We start from the raw sequence: 21,299 nt of genomic DNA, 5'->3' as shown, positions 1-21,299 counted from the left end.
ATCTACACTGCCTTTTGTTATGCTCTTAGACTGAATAATTTAATGCACAAGGGAATTAATGCGCAGGAAATGGCAAGAAATATAGCAACCCTGATATAATTGAGCGTCTGCCAAAGGGAAATTCGCTGTGTAAGATCTTCTGTAAAAGTTGAGTTTTCAGCCATTCTTTGAAAATCAATGATGTTTGGCGCAAAATAGGAGAGCGTCCATGCTCTAACTGCAAAATGTGCAGCAAATAAAATTAAAAGCCAGTTTCTGATAGGGTCAATTTTCCAGCAGAAAATAATGGCAAGGATAAAGGCGATTTCATGCAGAGAATGAAATATAATCCAGAAAACTTTCAGGCTTGCGCCTTTATTTTCTCGTGGATATTTTTACCACGATTTTGCCACAGAGATTTTGAGAAGTTAAAAAAATATGAAAAACAATATAAAATAAAAAAACCTGCAGATCCAAAGATTTGCAGGTTTTGTGGGGAGAGCAGGATTCGAACTTTATGTGTTTAGATCCCGTCTTTGCTACGTATTTATAAATGTCTTGAACCTAATGCACCGATTCTGCACCCAAATTCAATTTTACTATTTCAACAAATCATGCACAAAAATTAAAACACTAACGAATAACTGACAGTACTATTATTCTTTTTTGTACTACAAATATACCAAAAATACTTAATATTTACGGTTAAATAGAATTGTCACTTACACAGATTTTTCAGATTGAACTTTTCATTAAACATATTTACAGTTTTAAATATGATTACATTATTTCAAGATTTGAAAACGAAAACTCAAGAGGAAAAAATTATATATATACCAATTTTTTGAAGTTTTTTTTTAAAGATTGGGTGATTACAATATGGAAATTTAATTTCTGGATATGTAATTAATAATATTGAATTATCTTAATTTAAGTCCATTTCTAATCTGACTCTTTTTATTCGTTTTTTTACTGTTTAACTAGTACCTAGTTATAAAAAATAAGCGATTTGTATGTCCTGTCGGGGGACCTCGAAGGGACAAATTTCTATACATTTTATGGAAGATTTGAAGAGATTGGCTTACTGGATGTAGGACCTGTCTTAAGATGGCTTCAACAATTTGGTTTAGATGTCCTGTTGGGGATTGATGAAAAAATGTATAGTTTTATATATGATTTTACCATAAATTGCAATCTTATAATTTTAATTTATTTAAAGTAAAATGAGATAGCCCTTAATTTTTTTGTAAAAAAAGATATCAGCTCCATATATGTAAAGTTTTGAGCTGGCAATAAAATGTTAAGCAGAATCTCTTTTACAATCGACTATTATTATTGTATCGCATAGTAATTATATAAAAAGCCCTGAAATTTCAGAGCTTTTTATATAATTGTAATTTATTTTTAGCAAATTACATTTTTGGAAGCAGTACTGTGTCCACTACATGTATAACACCATTAGATTGATTTACATCTGAAGTTGTAACTTTAGCCTTATTGCCGCTTTCGTCGCTAATGTACAAATCTTTTCCATCCATCCAGGCAGTTAGAGTTCCGCCGCTCACTGTTTTTAAAGCAGCTTTTCCTTTACCAGCTTTTATTGCTTTTGCAATATCAGAACTATTCATTTTACCGGCCACTACATGATATGTCAATATGGTTTGTAATGATTTAATATTCTCAGGTTTCAATAATGTTTCAACAGTTCCAGCCGGCAATTTATTAAATGCTTCATTTGTTGGTGCAAAAACAGTAAATGGCCCTTTACTTTGTAAAGTTTCAACTAATCCTGCTGCTTTTACTGCTGCTACCAAGGTGGTATGATCCTTTGAGTTTACAGCATTTTCTATAATATTTTTATTAGGATACATAGCCGCTCCACCAACCATTACAGTTTTTTGTGCAAATGATGTAGATCCAAATCCTAATGCCAGGATTGCCGCTGCTAAAAATTTTCTAGTTTTCATAATTACTTTTTTTAAGTTATAAAGTCATTTACGCTTTAATATTCTTTTTGGTTTTAAAAGAAGTCAAAAAATAAAGTAAAATAAAATCGGACTAAGTAAAAGGTATTATGGATGAGTATTTTGAAGTAATATTTTTTGCGCAATTTACTTTTGTCAAAATAATTTCGCTGTTTTATTCAAAATCAAAGCAAACATGTAATGTATAGCCTAAATTTCTTCTTCTTTATCTTTGGTACTCCAAGTTTTCAATTAAGTAATTTTAATCAATTGATTATAAACTTTAAAAATCAAATGTTATTCTTTTAGCCCTTTTAAGTACTTAAAAGCTGGAATTCTAGAAATAAAGAATTGTGGCCTGGATTTTTTATCAATTTATAAAATAGAATTTCTTCCCATCTTTTAGATTATATTTATTGGTTTAAGATTTAATGTATTATCAATTCTCTCATAACTTTAAAAGTATTATTTTTGTTTAATGTTATTTAATAACTGTTAAACAAAATATGATAAAGTCAATCATTGTAAAAATCGATAATGGTGTAATGAATGAAATTCAGATCGATAGAATTATAGAAATGGCATGGGAAGACCGAACACCTTTTGATGCAATAAAATTTCAATTTCATCTTTCAGAAGCCGATGTGAAAGCTTTAATGAAAAAAGAGCTAAAATTCAGCAGTTATAAATTATGGCGCATTCGAGTTGAAAATTGTAAAACAAAACACGCTGCAAAGAGAGCCGAAACAATAGAAAGATTTAAATGTAACAGGCAAAGAGCAATTTCAAATAATAAAATATCTAAGCGTTAATAAAAATATTCGAAGATGATAAAAAAAGATAAACCCGATAATGTAGTATTTTCTTCTGAGCATGGTTATAATGCAAGCCTATTGCCATATGCTACAAATGTTGGCGCACCGGTAATAAAAGCAGATGATTTAGCAGGATGGAAAGGCATGGGCCTAAATAAGGTAAACAAAGAGTTTGAAAGTAAATTCAATGAACTAAAAATGCAATACCAGGATTTAATCGAAGAATTCCAATGGAATGAATTGGTATACAATGCCAGATTTTCTTTTGAACCTATTGTAGGTGAAATATATCACTTATATAAAGATGCAGACGGTTTTGATTTTCTCTCACTTATAGGACCCAAAGAATGGAATAAGGAACATATTGCTACTTTTAGACTTAACAGTGATAAAAAATGGATACTCATCAATTGAAAAGTTGCATTTTTTAATAAATTTCTACTAATGAAAAACAAAATAAATTTTAAAACCAGTGATCTGGAAAAAATGGAAAAGCAAACTGCCGTGCATTTAATCAATAGTTTAGGCGGTTTTAAAAGTGTGGCATTGGTAGGAACTTCTGATGTACAGGGAAATACTAATTTATCCATTTTTAGTTCTTTTTTTCATATTGGAGCAAATCCTCCATTAATAGGTATGATTTTTCGCCCCAGCCCGCCCGAGCGTGATACCATGAGAAATATTTTAGATACAGGATTCTATACCATTAATCATATCAATGAACAGATCTACAAGCAGGCACATCAGACATCAGCGAGATACAATAAAGAAATTTCAGAATTTGATGCTGCAGGACTCAGTGCGGAATATAAAAATAACTTTCCAGCTCCTTTTGTACTCGAAAGCAACGTACAGTTAGGCATTAAATTTAAAGAAAAAACAGCCATTTCAATCAATAATACTACTATGATTATCGGGGAAATAGTCCAGATTTTTATTCCCGAAGACTGCTTGTCTGAGGATGGTTTCCTCGATTTAGAAAAAGCCAATACCGTTACTTGTTCCGGTCTGGACAGCTATCATAAAACCATGCAGTTAGACCGATTTAGCTATGCAAAGCCCGATAAGGAAATTAAATCACTGCTTAAAAGTTGAATAAAAAAAAGATAAATATTATGTGGTTCAAACGTGATCTGCGTTTTACAGATCACGAACCTCTTTTTATGGCACAGCAGGAAAATATCCCTCTTCTTTTGGTTTATTTTTTTGAACCCTCAATAATGACTTGCGATGATGCTGATGTCCGTCATTGGCGGTTTGTTTATGAATCCTTAAAGGAAATGCAGTCTAAATTAAAATCATTTGCTGCGCAGATTTATTATTTTCATAACCAAGTCCAGACTGTTTTTGAGCACTTATGCAGTCTTTATGAGGTTCAAACAGTGTTTTCGCATCAGGAAATTGGCAACAAAGTCACTTTTGACAGGGATATTGCCATGCAGTTTTTTTTTGATGATCATAAAATTCTTTGGAAACAATCTCAGCTCCATGGTGTTATCAGAAAGCTGCGATCAAAACAAGATTGGGATAAGCGCTGGGAAGAAACAATGCGCGCAATTCCTAAAATGATTGACCTGAATACTTTTAAATTTGAAAATTTAGATCCTGATTTTTATCAAAAACTAAAAGGAAGAGTACTTTCGAATGAAATTACAAACCGAAATAAAAATTTTCAACAAGGTGGCGAATATTGGGCCTGGCGATATTTAGAAAGTTTTGCAAAAGAAAGACACGTAAATTACAGCAAGCACATTTCCAAACCAGCTTTAAGTCGAAAAGGCTGCAGCCGTTTATCGCCTTATTTAACCTATGGAAACATAAGCATGCGAATGGTGTATCAATATACCAATCAGTTTTATGAAACATCATACAACAAAAGAGCCATGCTAAATTTTGTTTCCAGACTTCACTGGCATTGCCATTTTATGCAAAAATTTGAAAATGACTGTCAAATTGAATTTGAAAATATAAACAAAGATTACGATTCCTTGGTCAAGCCAAAAAACGAAATCTATATAAAAGCCTGGCAGGAAGGTAAAACCGGCGTTCCTATTGTTGATGCCTGTATGCGATGTTTAGTCCAGACAGGTTATATCAACTTTAGAATGCGTGCCATGCTGGTTTCCTTTTTTACATTCAATTTGTGGCAGGACTGGCGGGACCTTCATTTCTTGGCAAGACAGTTTTTAGATTATGAACCCGGAATTCATTATCCGCAGATTCAGATGCAGGCCGGTACAACAACAGGCAATACCATTAGAATTTATAATCCCGTAAAAAATTCACAGCAGCACGATTCAGAGGGCATATTTATAAAGAAATGGCTGCCTGAGCTGGCTGAAATTCCACCACAATTAATTCATGAACCATGGAAATTAAATCTTATTGAGCAGCAATTTTACAAATGCGAAATAGGTAGAGATTATCCAGAGCCTATAGTTGACATAGAACAAACTCGAAAATACGCCAGTGATATTGTTTGGAGTTTTAGAAATAAACAAAAAAATGAGAGGAGTTAAAAAACAAAACCTGCCCACTAAAATCTGCATTGTTTGCCAGAGCCCATTTGCGTGGAGAAAAAAATGGGAAAAAATCTGGGACGAAGTGAAATATTGCAGTGATAAATGCAGAATAAGCAGATAAATGATATTTATACTGGTACTAGTTCTTTAACAAAGGTATTAATGGGTAATATATTTAAGAAAGTCAAAAAAGACTGTTTATCAATTTAGAAAGCTTTTGCTTCTTATATTTATTAGTCCCTTAATAGTTATAATGCTTGCATCTGTAGCTGAATCTAAAATAATAAGACCTTCACTATCTAGCATTATTAATGCATCTAAGACTTTTGCCTGATTTGACCTTTGGATAAATAAACTCTCTTGTAGGGATTCATTCAAACAAGCAATAACCATACTGGTTAAATCTTCAAAAGGGCAAGTTTTTTCAGGGCTTTGTGCCAGTATATTAAGAATGATTTCAGAAATAGTAAACTTGTTATACATAAAATAGTTTTACTTAAAATTATGCAAAATAATTCTATTTTAAAACTTTAAAAAGTTACCAAGATAATTAGTACAGAATTAGAATATTAAACAAAATTACTTTCCAGAGTAAATATTTACTTTTTAAAATATTTTTTTTTAACTCTCAAAATCAATTAATAACAAAACATCGAAATAAAAAGCGGGGAATTTAGAATCTAATTGATGTTAGACGTACTTAGGTAAGAAAAGTCGTTTTAAATGTTATACTTTTAACTAACTTTATTAATCGTAAATTATGGATCAGGATATTATATTAGATAAGTTAAAAAAAGCGAAGCAAGAACTTATTTTTAATCACGAAGAATTGCAAAGATGTACTAAAGATTTAAAAATTGCTAATGTAAATTTGAACATCAGAGAAAAAGAAAAGGAGTTGAACATGGAAGAATTTAACAGTGGTTTAGAGCAGATGATGTTTGCAATTTCTCACAAGGTTAGAAAGTCCGTTGCCAATATCCTGGGTCTTTCAAAATTGTTGTGTGAAGATGTAAATCTTGGAAATAATGAGTTGAAAGAAATTTTACTTTTGATTATTCAATCTGCCGAATCACTGAATGCTTCGACAGAAGAATTATCGAAGTTCATTTGTATAAAGAGGCGAACGGATATATGAATGATGGGAGGTCCAATATCTCGATATTGCTATTTTAGTATTATTCAGCCCAGTCATTAATCCAGTTACCAACAGTCTGGCACCACTGGTCGTCGTCATTCAAACAAGGAACGGCCAAGAAATTTTCTTCTCCATTTTTCTCAAAATCTTCTCTGGCACGCATGGCAATTTCTTCGAGCGTTTCTAAACAATCCGAAACGAAAGCCGGTGTTACCACAGCCAGATTTTTAATTCCTTTTGCCGGCATTTTATCAATTTCAATATCGGTATAAGGCTCCAGCCATTTATCTCCAGCCAATCGGGACTGGAAAGTTAAGCTGTATTTATCTTCTGGGAGACCTAATAATTTTACTACTTGTTTTGTCGTTTCATAACATTGATGACGATAACAGAAATCATGCGCTGGTGAAGGTGTGTTACAGCAAGAACCGTCAATTTTGCAATGCGATTTGGTTACATCGGTTTTTCGTATATGACGTTCTGGAATTCCGTGATACGAAAACAATAAATGATCGTATGGAAATCCAGCTAAATGTTTCTGAATTGAATCTGCCAGATTTTTGATATAATCCGGTTTGTTGTAAAAAGCAGCAACATTGGTAAAAGTCATCTGTGGAAATTTCTTCTTTCTGATTTCCTCTGCCTTTACTAAAATGGTTAGAGTAGAAGCCATTGCATATTGCGGATACAGTGGGAAAAGCATTACTTCGCTAACGCCTTTATCGTGTAATTCCTGGAGGCCTTTCTCGATGGTCATGCTTCCGTAGCGCATTGCCAGTGCAACCGGTACATTTACCAATGGTTGTACTTTCTTCTGCATTCGTTCTGAAAGCACTACAAGGGGCGAACCTTCGTCCCACCAGATTTTTGCATAAGCATGTGCCGATTCTTTGGGTCTTTTTCTTAAGATGATGCCTCGGACTAATAAAGCTCTCAATAAATACGGAACATCGATCACGTATTTATCCATTAAAAATTCATCTAAATACGGCTTTACATCTTTTGGTGTTGGACTTTCGGGAGATCCCAAATTTACTATTAATACGCCTTTCATTATTTTTTTGCTTTTTAGTTAAGCTTTAAGCTTTAAGTATTTGTTGTTTGAATTTTTTCTAAAAGTAGCATTTGCTGCCATTTAGAAATATGAGTAATATTATTTTTTATTTATACTGCAATTTACAAAATCGATACTGTTTTAAAATTGGTATTAATCGACATCAGATATTTTTTTGGAGTTGTGGCAAATTTTTTCTTGAATCCCGCAATGAAGTGGCTTCCGGTGCTGTAACCTATTTTTAAGCCCACTTCATTTACATTGTAGCAGCCGCTGTCAAGCAGTTTTCTGGCGCAATCCATTTTGTAATCAAACAGAAAACCATAGACAGTATCACCGTATATTTGTTTGAAACCTATTTTTAGTTTTTTCATATTAAGGCCAATTTCATCTGCCAATTCCTGTAAACCAGGGGGTTCATTCATATTTGCAATAATAATTTCTTTGGCTTTTCTGATTTTCAAAACATTGTCCTGATCAATTAAAAACGGACAATGTTGTGCACTTGGATTCTCAGACCTGTTAAAATACAAACTCAGCAGTTCATATCCTTTTGCTTTGTAATAAAGGTTTTTTATAGAAGGATGAAAGTTATAATGAAACAGCTGGCTTAAAACAATTGCCATCGGGGGACTGATATTTGCTTCAGTAGAATACTTTTGGTTGTTATTATCAGCACTTAATAAAGTAATATAATCTGCTTGAGTAGAAAACAGCGCGTGAAATTTCTTAATCGAGACGATAATAGAAATCACCCATGAATTTGGAGCAAGTTCTAAATGAAGTGATGTCTGCTTTTTAGGATTATACAAAAGCAGGGATTTTTCCTCTTTCAATTCTAAAGTATAACTACCCTGACTGAACAAAAAATTGCTATTGCCTTTCAGTCCGAAATGAAACTGAATCATATCACTTCCCAGCTCACGGTTGGCAAAAAAAGGCTCTGAACTGTCATTCTGAAAGCGTATAAGGGTAAAGTCGTCTTCAATTTTCGTTTCTTCCTCCATTTTTTTTGATATAATGAATAATTGACTTTTTAAGTTTTTTTGGTAGTTATTGTCTGTTTGCTCCTAATACTGCTGCAACTTGAATGTTTATTTTATTAGAAACTTTGCTTTTAACAAGGCTTGGTATTGCAATATTAAAATCACTGGCATTTACACTAAAATCAGATAAAATACTAACTCCTGATATTGATTTGCTTATCCTTGCTGTGGTGCTTACATCCTTAGATTTTCCGTGAAGTTCCAATTTACCCTTAATGATAAAATCTTTAGGATTTACCGTTAGGCTCTGAAGATCAAATCCTTCTATTTTTCCTTTAAAGAATGCTTTTGGATAGCGGTCACTTTCAATATAATTTTCATTGAAATGTTCTTCCATCAAAGCGACTTTAAATCGAAATCCTTTCATTAAGGCTAAACTTGCAATTTCGCCCGTTGCAGGATTCAGGACAAAAGTAACATTAGTATTTGTGGCCTTGACTTCTTCAAAAGAAGCAACGGATGCTTCAAAAGTAATTTTTCCTGATTTACTGATCATTTTTTCTTGTGAGAGGCCAATAGCGCAGACATATAGCATTGCAATGAGTATGTTTTTTTTCATAGTTTTTTGGCTTTACATTGTTTTTAGTGGATAAGATTTATCTGGTTTAGCATTTATTTTAAAACCGCAATAATTTGAACCTTTACCTTATCGTCCAGTTTATACTTAATAAGCGATGGGATAGGGATGCTAAAATCACTGGCATTTACGGCGAAATCAGAAATGATGGTGATTCGCGGCCCCGTCTTGGTAATTTTTGCAGCGGCTTTTATATCTTTAGATTTACCGTGAAGTTCTAACTTCCCTTTTATGATATAATCTTTATAATCTTCTGTTAGACTTTTAATGTCGAACCCCTCAATTTGGCCTCTAAAAACGGCTTTTGGATACTTATCGGTTTCCATGTAATTTTCATTAAAATGTTCTTCCATCAAAGCCATTTCAAATTGGAATCCTTTCATTAAAGCAAGGCTTGCCACTTCTCCTGTTGCGGGATTTAAAACAAAAGTTACATTGCTGTTAGTTCCTGCAACCGGCTGAAAAGAAGGTACTGAAGCTTCGAGCGTTATTGCTGCAGATTTAGTTACTATTTTTTCTTGCGAAAAAACAATAAAAGAAGCCAATAGCATTGGCATTATTATGATTTTCCTCATGATCTTGTTCTAGATTATTTTTCTAATAATCCATCCTGATTCCATTTATTTATAATATCTATAGTGGTTTGAGGTAATCTTGGTCCGCCCTGCGGCATTAAGGAACTATCTCCATTTTCTAAAGAAATTCGTGTAAGCAATCCTCGATTTAAAACTGCATTTTTCACCTGATCATAAGTAACTAAGGACATAGGCGCTCCATTTTTAGGAACTGCTGCATGGCATACAACACAGTTATTATCAATAATAGATTTTACATTTTGGCTGTACGTTGCCAGACCATTAATGGGTGTGGGGTCCATTAAGGTGCTTGGATCATCGTTGGCGCAGCTTACAAAGATTGAAGCTAATGATGAGATAACGAAAAGTGTTTTTAGATTCATAAGATTGGTTTTTAGTTATAAATAAAGGCATGATTTTAAGAATCATCAGGCATTTCAAAATCATATACGTTGAAAAGCATAATACAGATTTAACAAAAGGCATATTTAATGGTTTAAATCCAATAGGTATTTTTTAACGTAGATAATCCAAATACTAAAAAACAGTTATGAGAAAAAAAATACTAACTACAATTTCCCTTTTTATAATAATCGGAATTTTGTCTTTCTTCTACATCTACAAAGGGCATAGGGATATAGAATCAGAAACTGCCGATTATGTTGTAACCGTTAACGAACTAGAAAGAGAGTTTGCTTCAAACGATAGTCTGGCTTACATCAAATATCAGGACAAAACAATTGAATTATCTGCACCAGTAACAAGTATTGATAAAGCTGGTAATGGAATTGTTATGAGCGAAAAAATATTTGTGACATTCAAAAACCGTTTGCCTCAAAATATTACATCCGGGAAAACTCTCAAGATTAAAGGGCGTTTTTTAGGATATGACGAATTGCTCCAGGAATTTAAAATAGACCAATCTTCAGTTGTACACTAATACAAATAACAATTTAAAACTAACCTCATGAAAAACTTTATTCTATTATTTTTTTTATTTCCGCTGTTAAGCTTCTCCCAAACCGATTTGCTCTCTGGAGTAGAAACTCCTTCTACAAAAGAAAAAGTGACATCTGCATTCAAAGCCCTGAAAATTGTTAATCTTGAGTCTACAAAATTGGCCGCAAAAGGTGATTTGTATTTTGTTGTTGCACACCGATTCGGATCCATTAAAGATGGTTTTGAAGGTTTCTACGGACTGGATAATGCCAATACACAAATTAAATTTATTTACGGTTTGACAAATGGACTTAATGTAAGTGCGGCCAGAAGTGAATTTGCATATGACTTTGCAACAAAGTATATGCTATTACCTCAAATAAAAGATGGTTTTCCCGTCACTATAGCCGGGTTCAATAGTTTGTCTATTAATAACACGTTAAAAGAAAGCTTGTACCCTAAACTTGAATTTAAAGACAGGCTTACTTATGTAGCACAGCTGCTGATTTCCAGAAAATTTTCTGAAAAGCTGTCTTTAGAAATTGTGCCGTCATTCTTTCACCAGAATTTTGTTGACGACGTTGACCAAAGCAATACTCAATATGCTATAGGTTTTGGAGGAAGATATAAATTCGCCAAACGCTGGTCTTTAAATATGGATTATGCAGCGCATTTAAACAGGGCACAGAATTCTCTTTATAAAAACCCGCTGTCTATCGGTTTTGATTTAGAAACAGGCGGGCATGCTTTCCAGATGCATTTTACCAGTTCACAGGCAATTGATGAAGCTGGATATCTGGGAAGAACAACAGGCGATTGGAGAAAAGGAGATATATTTTTTGGATTTAATCTTGCCAGAGTTTTCTAGTATCTCCTTTATTATTAAATTATTAGGTAATTTCTGTATTTAAAACGATTCTAAATTGATCAATTTGCAAGTATTTCTAAAACCGCAGCGATTAAGTAGACGTAGATAATTTTAAAAACATAAAAATTATGAAAATTAATAAAATAATCAAAAAGGGACTTTTTATACTAAGCGGAATATTTGGGCTATTTATTGCCATTTTGCTTTTTCACATTATAACAGTAAAACCACCCGTTTATGATACGCCAAATCTGCAGGTAAGCAGAATCGATTTTCAATCAGATATCGATTCTCTGCAGGCCAGACAAATCTGTGCCGATTTAAGAAGTATAAAAGGCCTGACATCTGACTCTATAATAGTTAAAAGAAATGTTGTGGTGTATTTCCACAATAATAAAATTACAAACTCACAGAAAGTTTTCAATGAGTTGATGTCTAAAAGACACTATGATGCTAAGCGTTATATTCTACCTGCAAATTTAGCAAACAAAGAAGTCTGCCCAATGAATCAAAATAGCTTGAGTTATAAATTATCTCAAAAAATAAATCGTTTTTTTAATTAACCCTTTAATACCTTAAATTTATGAAAATTTATTCAAAACTTACACTTAGTGTATTGCTTGCTGCATCTGCAGCTATGATTTCCTGCAGCAGTAATGACGACGAAACCCCTGCACCTCCTGTAAAGGCATCAATTTATGAACGCTTAGGCGGGACTAAAATGGTTTCTGATCCTGATAATTCCGGCCAGATGATTGAGCAGGGACGTTTGAGTTTCCGCAAAGTGGTAAATTCAACTATCGGATTGATTGTTGCTGATATCCAATCGAATGCTTCAGGGAATCTGCAGGCACATTTTGCTCCTTTATTAGCAGAAACGGGAACTACCCAGTCTACCAATATTGCTAAATTATCAGATAATCTGACTGATTTCTTTTCATTTAACACTGGAGGTACCAATGCTGTAAATACATATTCAGGCTTGAGTATGTCAGCGGCGCATGATCCTGCAAAAAACCCTCGTATGGGAACAAAATCCAGCAGTGCAGATTATACAAAATTTGAAGGATATGTTGGAGCTGCAGCCAATGCAAATGGTGTTGCTTCAAATACAGAGCTTTATACTGATATAGTTGCTGTTTTAGAATCATTGAGAACTCCTATAGTTCAAAAATAATTTTCTTCTCAAAACGCTGCCTGAAAAAGGCAGCGTTTTATATTTCAATACTATTACGGTGCCGGATTCTTTACAATATTATAGAATCAGTATATAAATATTTTGAAACTCTCATGTAATGTATAATGGCAGGAAATTATATAAAATTGCCAATTTGAATCAATTTATTCCACAGCGATATATTAAGTCCTTCTAGCGTTGTTATATATAAATTAGTCAGTAATAATTTTTTGAACTTTTTAAGGAAAGCATAAATATGGAAAATTTTAATATGTCCAGTTCCACCACTTTTTACGCATTAGGGCTAAGCTATAAGAAAGCAGATGCAGAAATTAGAGGAAAATTTAGTTTAGATACTCAAGCACAATCTGATTTATTGATGCAAGCCAGAGCAGAAGGCTTAGAATCATTAATCGTGACTTCTACTTGTAATAGAACTGAAATTTATGGTTTTGCCCATCATCCTTATGAACTCATCAAATTGCTTTGCGAAAATAGCAATGGTTCTGTTGAAGAGTTTCAGCAGGCTGCTTATATATATAAGAATGAAGAAGCTGTTAATCATATGTTTAGGGTAGGGACAGGTTTAGACAGTCAGATTCTGGGCGATTTCGAAATTATCAGCCAAATTAAAATCGCTTTTAATCATAGTAAACAAGAAGGTTTGGTAAACACTTTTCTGGACCGTTTGGTAAATACTGTTATTCAAGCGAGCAAAAAAGTTAAAACAGAGACTAAAATTTCTTCTGGTGCAACATCCGTTTCTTTTGCATCAGTGCAGTATATTATACGAAATGTGGCAGATATTGAAAATAAAAATATTTTGTTATTCGGAACAGGAAAAATAGGAAGAAATACTTGTGAAAACTTAGTAAAACATACTAAAAACAGCCATATTACTCTTATAAACAGAACAAAAAACAAAGCCGAATTATTGGCAGGAAAACTCAATATTATTGTAAAAGATTACGACGATTTGAAAGAAGAACTACAGCAGGCAGATGTGCTGGTTGTAGCTACAGGAGCACAAAACCCGACTATTGACAAAACATCGCTTGCTTTACATAAACCATTATTGATTCTGGACTTATCCATTCCACGGAATGTAAATACTAATGTAGAAGAAATACCCGGTGTAACTTTAATACATCTGGATTATTTATCTCAAATTACTGATGACACGCTGGAAAGAAGAAAACAGCATATTCCAGCTGCAGAAGCTATTATTGATGATCTGAAATTAGAACTGAATACCTGGGTAAACGGCCGAAAATGTGCGCCAACCATCCATGCATTGAAAGCGAAACTAAATGATATTGTATCGGCTGAATTTGCTTTTCAAAAAAAGAAAATAATCAATTTTGATGAAGTTCAAATGGATTTAATCAGTTCCAGAATTATTCAAAAATTAACAAACCATTTTGCAGTCCACTTAAAAAATGAAAATAATTCCTTGGATCAAAAGATCGAGTTTATTGAAAAAGTGTTCCAAATTGGACAGTTTACGCAGAAAATAAGCCCTTCATCAGCAGAAGAAAAATATAAAATTAAACTTTCATAAAAATTCTAAAATAATAGGCCTTAATTCTGGAATTTTAAAAGTATAACTTTCTAAAGATAATGCTGATTTAGCAACACTGAAAATGATGCCCAAATTTTTCTAAATGATCACACAGCTGGTTCTGGGAAAATTATTGATAGTGGAAGAAGTTTAAGTATCTAAAAATTTTAATCTCAAGAAAATGTATTATGATAATATACCAGATGTATTGATGGTTAATTATTCTATCTAACATTTAAAGAAAATCATAGATTTATAGTAATATCGCATAAAAATTAAAACAGCCGTTCGCGCTGTTTTTTTATTTTACAATGTCTTAAATCGAAAAAAATGGTTCTGTCGCATTAGGATAACTTTATCTTTATAATTTTAAACCTAGCGAAAAATGAATACCGAAGTTCATTGTTATCCTCAGTCAATTATTCTGCTGGCAGTATATTTTAAAGTTAGGTTTACTTTAAGTTATCGGGATATTGAAGAAATAATGAAGATAAGGGCTGTGATTGTGGTTTATGCTAGGATTCAACATTGCGCTTATGCCGATTTAAATGCACGCAATAGCTATTTTCGGACATTTAGGGATCTTTGTTTTGCTGTCGAAAAAATAAAGTTTTTCTATTTTTGATTGTACAAAAGCCGGGAGCGTTCTGCAGGGCTTGAGTAATCGAGTATTGAGTTAATCAGGCGTTAAGAGTTGTTGGCGGAATTTATTTTGGAGTGGTGAGCATCGTCAATTGTAGATAATATTATTTTTTAGGTTTATTATTATTATTATTATTATTATTATTATTATTATTATTATTATTATTATTATTATTATTATTATTATTATTATTATTATTATTATTATTATTATTATTATTTGGAGCTCTTACCGCTTTATGTTCCAATCTTTTGCGCAGAACACTGGCACAAAAAGATTTTCACTGTTATCAGGGCTAAGGGCCGCCTAAAGGTCCTATTTTATCTTTTGAAAAATGCATATTCGAAGCCAATTGTTGTATTTTTTGTAAATTATCACTTTTTTTAATATCATACGCTGCAATTCTCTTAAAGCTATTAGTACTTTCGGCAAAGAATAAATGAAGAATCTAAACATTGGAACGTATCTTTCAGAACTACTAAATACGCACCTTTTAATACTGATGCAATAAAATATAGCATAGTGCGGCTCTTTAGACTAATAAATTTATAAAGTATAATAAAAAAGGCGTCAATTGTCTTCAATTGGCGCCTTTTGGCAGTGTGGTGACAGGAACGGGATAAATTTCAACAAAATTTATGGAGGTTTGAAGAGATTAGCTTACTATATTTAGTGTCTTTCTTCCATTGGCTTTATGAATTTGGTTTGGATGTTCCGTTGGGGATTGATGTAAAAATTCATGAGCGTAAATTATTTAATTGTCTTTTCATTTAGTTTTAATTGTAGTTCCTTTAACAGTACTTCATTTATACTTTTTAAAAACTTAAGATTTCTTAATATAAATATTTTTTTTAAAATGACTCTAACTTATCGAATGGAATTAATTCAATTTTGTGATCCAAATCTGAGTGTCCAGCATCTTTAATACAATAAAGTGCAGTCATAAAAGTATTTAACAAAAAAGTCATTCTCAAAGATTAAAATCCATATGCCTAGAAAGATTCAGGAGGTTAGATAATGGATAACTATGTTTATATCATTCTGTAAATTAATAGTTTAATTTTAAAATTACTTAAAGGCTTATATTTTATGCTTACAGATTCTATAGAACTTATTATTATAACATTTTACCTCTTTATCAAGATCATTTTTAAGTTATCAAGCCTGTTTTCTGATTAATTAAAAATTTAATAAAAATATCATATTGATAAATAGTAAAGTTAGGTAAGGGCCATATAGTTTTGCAGTAAACTAAAACTAATGTAGTGAACGCAGAATACAATACTTTTTTAGACAAAAAACCTGTTTTCAATAAAGTTTACCAGCAGAACTGGAAAGCCCTTTATTCTTTTGCTTTTAATATTTTGCGTGATAAAGAATCAACAGAAGATATTATTCAGGAAATATTTATTGACTTTTGGGTACGAATGAATGATACTGATATTCAAAATTATACAGCATATTTGTTTCAGGCAGTTCGAAACCAATGCGCTAAAAGGCTTAGATATAAGAAACTAACAGTTTTTGAATTACAAGTTTTAGAAGAATCTATACAATTGATAGATGAGGAAGAATTTTTTGAATTTCCAAAAGAGCAGATCGTTGAGCAAGTCAGACAAAAGGCACATGAAATTTTACCTCCTAAGTGCCTTGATATCTTTAATCTTAGATTTTATGAAAAGCTGAGCATTAAAGATATTGCTGAATATAAAAAGATATCAGTAAGTACAGTTGAAAATCAAATTAATAAGGCTTTAAAAATGTTAAAGACAGAAAATGATTACTTCATTAAATTATTGGCCATCCTTATTTTTTGTTCTTAGCTAGAGTTCTTTTCAAGCTTTTTGTTAAGAATGTTAACAAATTGTAATCCTTTAAAAATTTTATAGGTGCTGCCTGCTTTTCGTGTACTATATAATAAAGACCTTATTAAATAGTCATATGCAAAAACAGTACAAGCATCTTTTTAAAAGATACAGTGAAGAGAAATCTTCTGAAAAGGAAAAAAAAATAATAGATACTTATTTTAACAAAATTCAATATAACGGTATTACAGAACAGAATATTGATAATGTTTTGGGAGATCGTATTTTGCTTAAAATAGAAGAACGTTTAGAAAGAAAAAAGAAAACCTATTATTATAGAATTTCGGCATCTGTTGCGGCTGTTATACTTTTAGGAACGTTGCTGTTTACTTTTAATTCTATTTTTAAAACGAATCATTTTATTACTGTTGCTGCACAATTTGGTGAGCAAAAAAATGTACGATTACCTGATTCCTCAGTGGTTTATTTAAACTCAGGAAGCAGTATAGTTTATCCGGAACACTTTGGAGAAGATTCCAGAGAAATTACTTTAAAAGGAGAAGCTTATTTTGAAGTTGTACACAAAGAAAAACATCCATTTATAATTTCTTCAGCTCATTTTAAAACGCAGGTTCTGGGAACCAGATTTATTGTAACCAATTATGAAAAAGGTCTTGCGTCAGTAACGGTTGTTTCCGGAAAGGTAAAAGTTACAGATCAGCATTCATCTAAATCCGAAATTATCACTAAAAATCAGAGAGTGAGTTATGATGATGTTTCAGGGGCTTTTATAAGATCTAATAATATCGAATCATCAAATTACCTGGCATGGAGAGAGGGAAGAATCTTTTTTGATCACGCTCAGATAGATCAGGTATTGCTAACACTACAGAGAAAATACAATGTGGTACTGAAACTGGATTCAAAACCTTATCAATGCAATACTATTAGTGGAAATTTCTCAGGCAATGACATCGAAAAAATCTTAAGCAGTATTCGTTTCATTAATGATATGGAATATAGCACAATTAAAAATGACACCATAAAAATTAAACTAAAACCCTGTAAAAACTAGCGCCTATGCAAAACTGAAAAACTACTCAAAAAATATAAAAAAAACCCGAACATGGCGGCCACCAATCATCGGGTCACATTAATTGCAAATAATTAACATAAAACAAATATATTCAAATTATGTATCTTGTAACAAATAAAAACAATAATAAAAAGAATATACTTTTCTTTTTTTTGGTTACGTTATGGACACAAGTGACATTTGCGTCAGCATTTACCTCGCAAAGCACAGAATCTACTCCAGTATCAGTTTCAAAAAATGTTTATGAACTCAAAGCTTTATTTAAAGCTATTGAAAGTCAAACTGATTTTTCACTTCTTTATTCTGATGAGGTTGCAAAACTTAAAACTCAAGTTCCTTTTAGTTCAGGAACACAAACAATAGCAGCATTACTTAAGGAAGCTGCTGTTAAATTTAAAGTTGCTTATCAGATAAATGATGGTTTGATTACTTTTAAAATGAATAATCCTGCTAAAGGTAAAAAGGCAGTAAATGTCGCAAAGCAAATAAAAATCTCAGGTACAGTTACGGATAATTTAGGTAAACCAATTCCCGGAGCTACAATTCTGATTGAAGGAACATCAGTAGGGGTGCAAACGGATTTAGACGGAAAATACAGTATTGAGGCCGGAGAAGGAGAAATACTAGTTTTTGTTTATATGGGATTTAAGACCGTTAAACAAAAAGTTGAAAAAGATAGGACAATCAATATTACCCTTGAAGAGGAAGCTGAAGCACTAAACGAGTTAGTAATTACTGCCTTAGGAATTAAACGAGAAGAAAAGGCTCTTGGATATGCTGTACAAAAAGTCGATGGCTCTTCAGTACAAACGGTAAAAGGTGTAGATGTTGCAACGTCATTAACTGGTAAAGTATCAGGTTTACTTGTAAAAAACAGTACTGAATTTGCAGAATCCCCTACTGTTGAAATTCGAGGCGAAAGTGCCTTATTAGTTATTGATGGAGTACCTTATGGAAACATGACTCTCAGGGACATTCCTGCTGATGATATAGAATCTTTAAGCGTACTCAAAGGAGCAACTGCATCAGCCTTATATGGCTATCGTGGCGCCAGCGGTGCTATTGTTGTAACAACCAAAAAAGGAAGTTCTAAAAAAGGCCTTACGGTATCGTTAAACAGCAGTACGATGTTTACAGCGGGTTATCTGGCAATTCCCGAAACCCAAACGACTTTTGGAAGACAGATAGATGCTACTACCAATATGTATAAGGGAACAGGCTCTTGGGGAGTACCAATGGAAGGACAAGAAGTTGTTCAGTGGGATCCGGTTAGTAAATCGTATAAATCGATGCCTTATTTACCAGTAGGAAAGGATAATTTTAAAAACTTTCTGGATCAGGGTTACATTTTAAATAATAACTTAAGTGTAACACAGCAAGGAGAATTCGGGAATCTTAGATCATCTGCAACCTGGGTTAGCAATAAAGGGCAATATCCAAATTCTCAATATGATAAATATACTTATGCATTAGGTGGAGATATTAGTGTAGATAAATTCAAATTATCATCTTCAATATCGATAAATAAGCAAAGTTCGCCAAATATTGGATTTAATGGTTATAAAGGCTATGATCCAATGTATAATATTCTGGTTTGGTCATCTCCGGATTACGACATACGAAAATATAAAGATTACTGGCTTGTAAAAAATGAGTCGCAAAATAACAGTTATACCGGTACAAATAATAATCCTTATTTTGACAGATTTGAAAGATTACACAGTTTAGACCGCAATGTTTTTAACGGTTTTGTTTCGGCAAGTTATGAAATAGCGCCCTGGCTTAATGCTACTGTCAGAACTGGTTTTGATACCTATAATAACAAACAGACAGTTAGGGTTTCAAAAGGGTCTCTGGTTGGTGCCGGTGTCTCTACAGTTATTCTTAACGGGACTGAGATTTGGGGTGAATCTCTAAAAGGATCTTATAATGAAGGCCTAGGAAGTGGTTATAGTTCTAATACTGATTTTATCTTAAATGGAAATAAAAAGATCAATGATTTTGATATTGACGGTCTTTTTGGAGGAACTATTTATTATACACAGGACGAAGGTATTGAGGCCAGAAGCCAGGGAGGACTTTCTGTTCCTGGGTTCTATTCTTTAAAGGCTTCTGTTACTAATGCTGTTGTGAATTCTTCTGTTTATAAAAGACAGGTAAACAGTTTTTATGGAAGACTTGCCGGATCGTGGAAGGGAATGGCTTTTCTTGAAGGTACTTTACGAAAGGACTGGAGTTCAACTCTTCCTGAATCTACACGTTCTTATCTTTATCCATCTGTTTCAGGCAGTTTTTTAGTCTCAGAAGTTTTACCAAAATTTGATTGGTTAACTTTATGGAAACTTCGCGGTTCCTGGACTTCATCTAAAACCCCGGCAGGAGTTTATGATATTAATTCGGTTTACAATATTACAACCAATTCCTGGGGAGGTTTAAACTCGGCATCTTATCCTGATGTTATCCGTGGAAACGAAGTTAGACCCGAGTCAGCCAGTACATGGGAGATGGGAACAGCTGCCAATTTGTTTAAAAAACGTTTGTCATTTGATTTTACTTATTATTCAAAGAGAATGTACGACTTTTTAACCGCTACCAATGTCAGCAGTGCATCAGGTTTTAGCTCAAATTATATCAATATAGATCAGGAAATTACCCGAAGAGGAGTTGAACTTACACTAAACTTTACACCAATAAAAACTTCAGACTGGCAATGGGATGTAATGGCAAACTGGTCTAAATATGCACGCTATTATACCAAGTTGGACAAAGAATTTTCGGCAGATAGACCCTGGGTAAAAGTTGGAAACAGAGTTGATGCTTTTGTTTTAAACGATTTTCAGAAAAGTGTAAATGGTGCTGTTATTTATGAAAATGGGCTACCGGTCTATTCTCCTTATGAGTCCGTTTATGGATATGGTGATCCTGATTGGATTTGGGGGCTGACATCTTCACTTTGTTATAAAAATTTCACTTTGAATATTTCTGTTGATGGACGGGTAGGAGGTTTGGCACAAACTACAACCGAAATGTATATGTGGCAGTCTGGAAACCATCCTGACTCTGTAAATGATATTCGTTACAAAGATATTACTACCGGTACAAGTAATTATGTAGGAGATGGAGTAAAAGTAATTTCAGGTGCAGTAACTTATAATGCTTACGGAAATATTACCAGTGATACCAGACAATATGCTTCAAATGATGTTCCTGTTACTTATGAGAACTATGTAAAAAGAATTCATAAAGGTACAGCCTGGGGAGGTAATTCATCTCCTGCGGATACTTACAGCACTACTTTTTTGAAATTAAGAGAAGTCTCACTTACTTATAGTGTTCCTAAGTCAGTATATAGTTTTATAAAAGCAAAAAATGCTACAGTATCAGCAATAGGTCAAAATTTATTCCTTTGGGCAAAAGATTTTAAATATTCTGATCCAGATGGAGGAGTTGATAATTTTAGCGATCCTTCACAGCGTTTTGTAGGTTGCAATATTAAGCTTGAATTCTAAATTTAAAAGTAAACATAATTTAAAATTATTG

The 21,299-nt window shown here is 32.8% G+C and carries 21 protein-coding genes; 14 read left to right on the top strand and 7 right to left on the bottom strand.

Annotation, left to right across the window (positions count from 1 at the left end; all coding sequences use genetic code 11):
• Positions 1–1,391: 1,391 nt before the first annotated feature.
• Entirely contained in the window at positions 1,392–1,946 is a 555-nt protein-coding gene (locus tag N4T20_RS18300; RefSeq protein ID WP_035625480.1) for a fasciclin domain-containing protein, read from the bottom strand.
• A 503-nt stretch (positions 1,947–2,449) separates the two neighbouring features.
• Between N4T20_RS18300 and N4T20_RS18295 the strand changes: the two genes are divergently transcribed.
• The 5 genes from N4T20_RS18295 to N4T20_RS18275 are packed head-to-tail and all read left to right on the top strand — an operon-like array spanning position 2,450 to position 5,401.
• Complete coding sequence (locus N4T20_RS18295) at positions 2,450–2,755, top strand: TIGR03643 family protein (protein WP_051885892.1); 306 nt, start codon at positions 2,450–2,452, stop codon at positions 2,753–2,755.
• A 15-nt stretch (positions 2,756–2,770) separates the two neighbouring features.
• Complete coding sequence (locus N4T20_RS18290) at positions 2,771–3,172, top strand: DUF2452 domain-containing protein (protein ID WP_313771877.1); 402 nt, start codon at positions 2,771–2,773, stop codon at positions 3,170–3,172.
• A gap of 30 nt (positions 3,173–3,202) precedes the next feature.
• A complete protein-coding gene (locus N4T20_RS18285; protein WP_089052224.1) occupies positions 3,203–3,853 on the top strand; it encodes a flavin reductase family protein in 651 nt (216 codons plus the stop codon).
• A gap of 20 nt (positions 3,854–3,873) precedes the next feature.
• On the top strand, positions 3,874–5,277 hold the full coding sequence (locus tag N4T20_RS18280) for a cryptochrome/deoxyribodipyrimidine photo-lyase family protein (protein WP_249965677.1): 1,404 nt from the start codon (positions 3,874–3,876) through the stop codon (positions 5,275–5,277).
• Positions 5,264–5,401, top strand: a complete 138-nt coding sequence (locus N4T20_RS18275; protein WP_081912509.1) for a DUF2256 domain-containing protein — start codon at positions 5,264–5,266, stop codon at positions 5,399–5,401. The genes N4T20_RS18280 and N4T20_RS18275 overlap by 14 nt, the downstream gene beginning before the upstream one ends.
• An 80-nt stretch (positions 5,402–5,481) precedes the next feature.
• Here the strand turns inward: N4T20_RS18275 and N4T20_RS18270 are convergent, their stop codons facing one another.
• Positions 5,482–5,763: a hypothetical protein gene (locus tag N4T20_RS18270; RefSeq protein ID WP_035625477.1), complete on the bottom strand. Its 282-nt coding sequence runs from the start codon at positions 5,761–5,763 to the stop codon at positions 5,482–5,484.
• 277 nt (positions 5,764–6,040) lie between these two features.
• Between N4T20_RS18270 and N4T20_RS18265 the strand changes: the two genes are divergently transcribed.
• Positions 6,041–6,418: a hypothetical protein gene (locus N4T20_RS18265; protein ID WP_035625474.1), complete on the top strand. Its 378-nt coding sequence runs from the start codon at positions 6,041–6,043 to the stop codon at positions 6,416–6,418.
• 40 nt (positions 6,419–6,458) lie between these two features.
• Here N4T20_RS18265 and hemH read toward each other — a convergent pair whose 3' ends face one another.
• From hemH to N4T20_RS18240, 5 genes are all read right to left on the bottom strand, one after another.
• Positions 6,459–7,472, bottom strand: a complete 1,014-nt coding sequence (hemH, locus tag N4T20_RS18260; protein ID WP_035625470.1) for a ferrochelatase — start codon at positions 7,470–7,472, stop codon at positions 6,459–6,461.
• A gap of 122 nt (positions 7,473–7,594) precedes the next feature.
• Positions 7,595–8,479: an AraC family transcriptional regulator gene (locus tag N4T20_RS18255; RefSeq protein WP_035625466.1), complete on the bottom strand. Its 885-nt coding sequence runs from the start codon at positions 8,477–8,479 to the stop codon at positions 7,595–7,597.
• 46 nt (positions 8,480–8,525) lie between these two features.
• On the bottom strand, positions 8,526–9,077 hold the full coding sequence (locus N4T20_RS18250; protein ID WP_035625463.1) for a YceI family protein: 552 nt from the start codon (positions 9,075–9,077) through the stop codon (positions 8,526–8,528).
• A 53-nt stretch (positions 9,078–9,130) separates the two neighbouring features.
• The gene (locus N4T20_RS18245; RefSeq protein WP_035625460.1) at positions 9,131–9,670 is read right to left on the bottom strand and encodes a YceI family protein; all 540 of its coding nucleotides are present in this window, start codon (positions 9,668–9,670) and stop codon (positions 9,131–9,133) included.
• A 14-nt stretch (positions 9,671–9,684) separates the two neighbouring features.
• Positions 9,685–10,053, bottom strand: a complete 369-nt coding sequence (locus N4T20_RS18240) for a hypothetical protein (protein WP_035625458.1) — start codon at positions 10,051–10,053, stop codon at positions 9,685–9,687.
• A 167-nt stretch (positions 10,054–10,220) separates the two neighbouring features.
• Here N4T20_RS18240 and N4T20_RS18235 point away from each other — a divergent pair, with 167 nt between their 5' ends.
• From N4T20_RS18235 to N4T20_RS18200, 8 genes are all read left to right on the top strand, one after another.
• Complete coding sequence (locus tag N4T20_RS18235; protein ID WP_035625455.1) at positions 10,221–10,610, top strand: OB-fold protein; 390 nt, start codon at positions 10,221–10,223, stop codon at positions 10,608–10,610.
• Between the two features lie 27 nt (positions 10,611–10,637).
• Positions 10,638–11,477, top strand: a complete 840-nt coding sequence (locus tag N4T20_RS18230) for a DUF5777 family beta-barrel protein (RefSeq protein WP_129055924.1) — start codon at positions 10,638–10,640, stop codon at positions 11,475–11,477.
• Between the two features lie 128 nt (positions 11,478–11,605).
• Positions 11,606–12,040: a hypothetical protein gene (locus N4T20_RS18225; RefSeq protein WP_035625451.1), complete on the top strand. Its 435-nt coding sequence runs from the start codon at positions 11,606–11,608 to the stop codon at positions 12,038–12,040.
• Between the two features lie 20 nt (positions 12,041–12,060).
• The gene (locus tag N4T20_RS18220) at positions 12,061–12,654 is read left to right on the top strand and encodes a hypothetical protein (protein ID WP_035625449.1); all 594 of its coding nucleotides are present in this window, start codon (positions 12,061–12,063) and stop codon (positions 12,652–12,654) included.
• Positions 12,655–12,910: 256 nt separating this feature from the next.
• A complete protein-coding gene (gene hemA / locus N4T20_RS18215; protein WP_035625447.1) occupies positions 12,911–14,215 on the top strand; it encodes a glutamyl-tRNA reductase in 1,305 nt (434 codons plus the stop codon).
• Between the two features lie 1,908 nt (positions 14,216–16,123).
• Entirely contained in the window at positions 16,124–16,681 is a 558-nt protein-coding gene (locus N4T20_RS18210; RefSeq protein WP_070905662.1) for an RNA polymerase sigma factor, read from the top strand.
• Between the two features lie 118 nt (positions 16,682–16,799).
• Entirely contained in the window at positions 16,800–17,738 is a 939-nt protein-coding gene (locus tag N4T20_RS18205) for a FecR family protein (RefSeq protein ID WP_051885885.1), read from the top strand.
• A gap of 119 nt (positions 17,739–17,857) precedes the next feature.
• The gene (locus N4T20_RS18200) at positions 17,858–21,268 is read left to right on the top strand and encodes a SusC/RagA family TonB-linked outer membrane protein (RefSeq protein WP_081912508.1); all 3,411 of its coding nucleotides are present in this window, start codon (positions 17,858–17,860) and stop codon (positions 21,266–21,268) included.
• Positions 21,269–21,299: the final 31 nt, after the last annotated feature.

This window comes from Flavobacterium sp. TR2, assembly GCF_025252405.1.
In the GTDB taxonomy this organism is placed as follows: Bacteria; Bacteroidota; Bacteroidia; order Flavobacteriales; family Flavobacteriaceae; genus Flavobacterium.
Note: the sequence above shows the minus strand (reverse complement) of the source record. Positions and strands in the feature narration are given on the sequence as shown.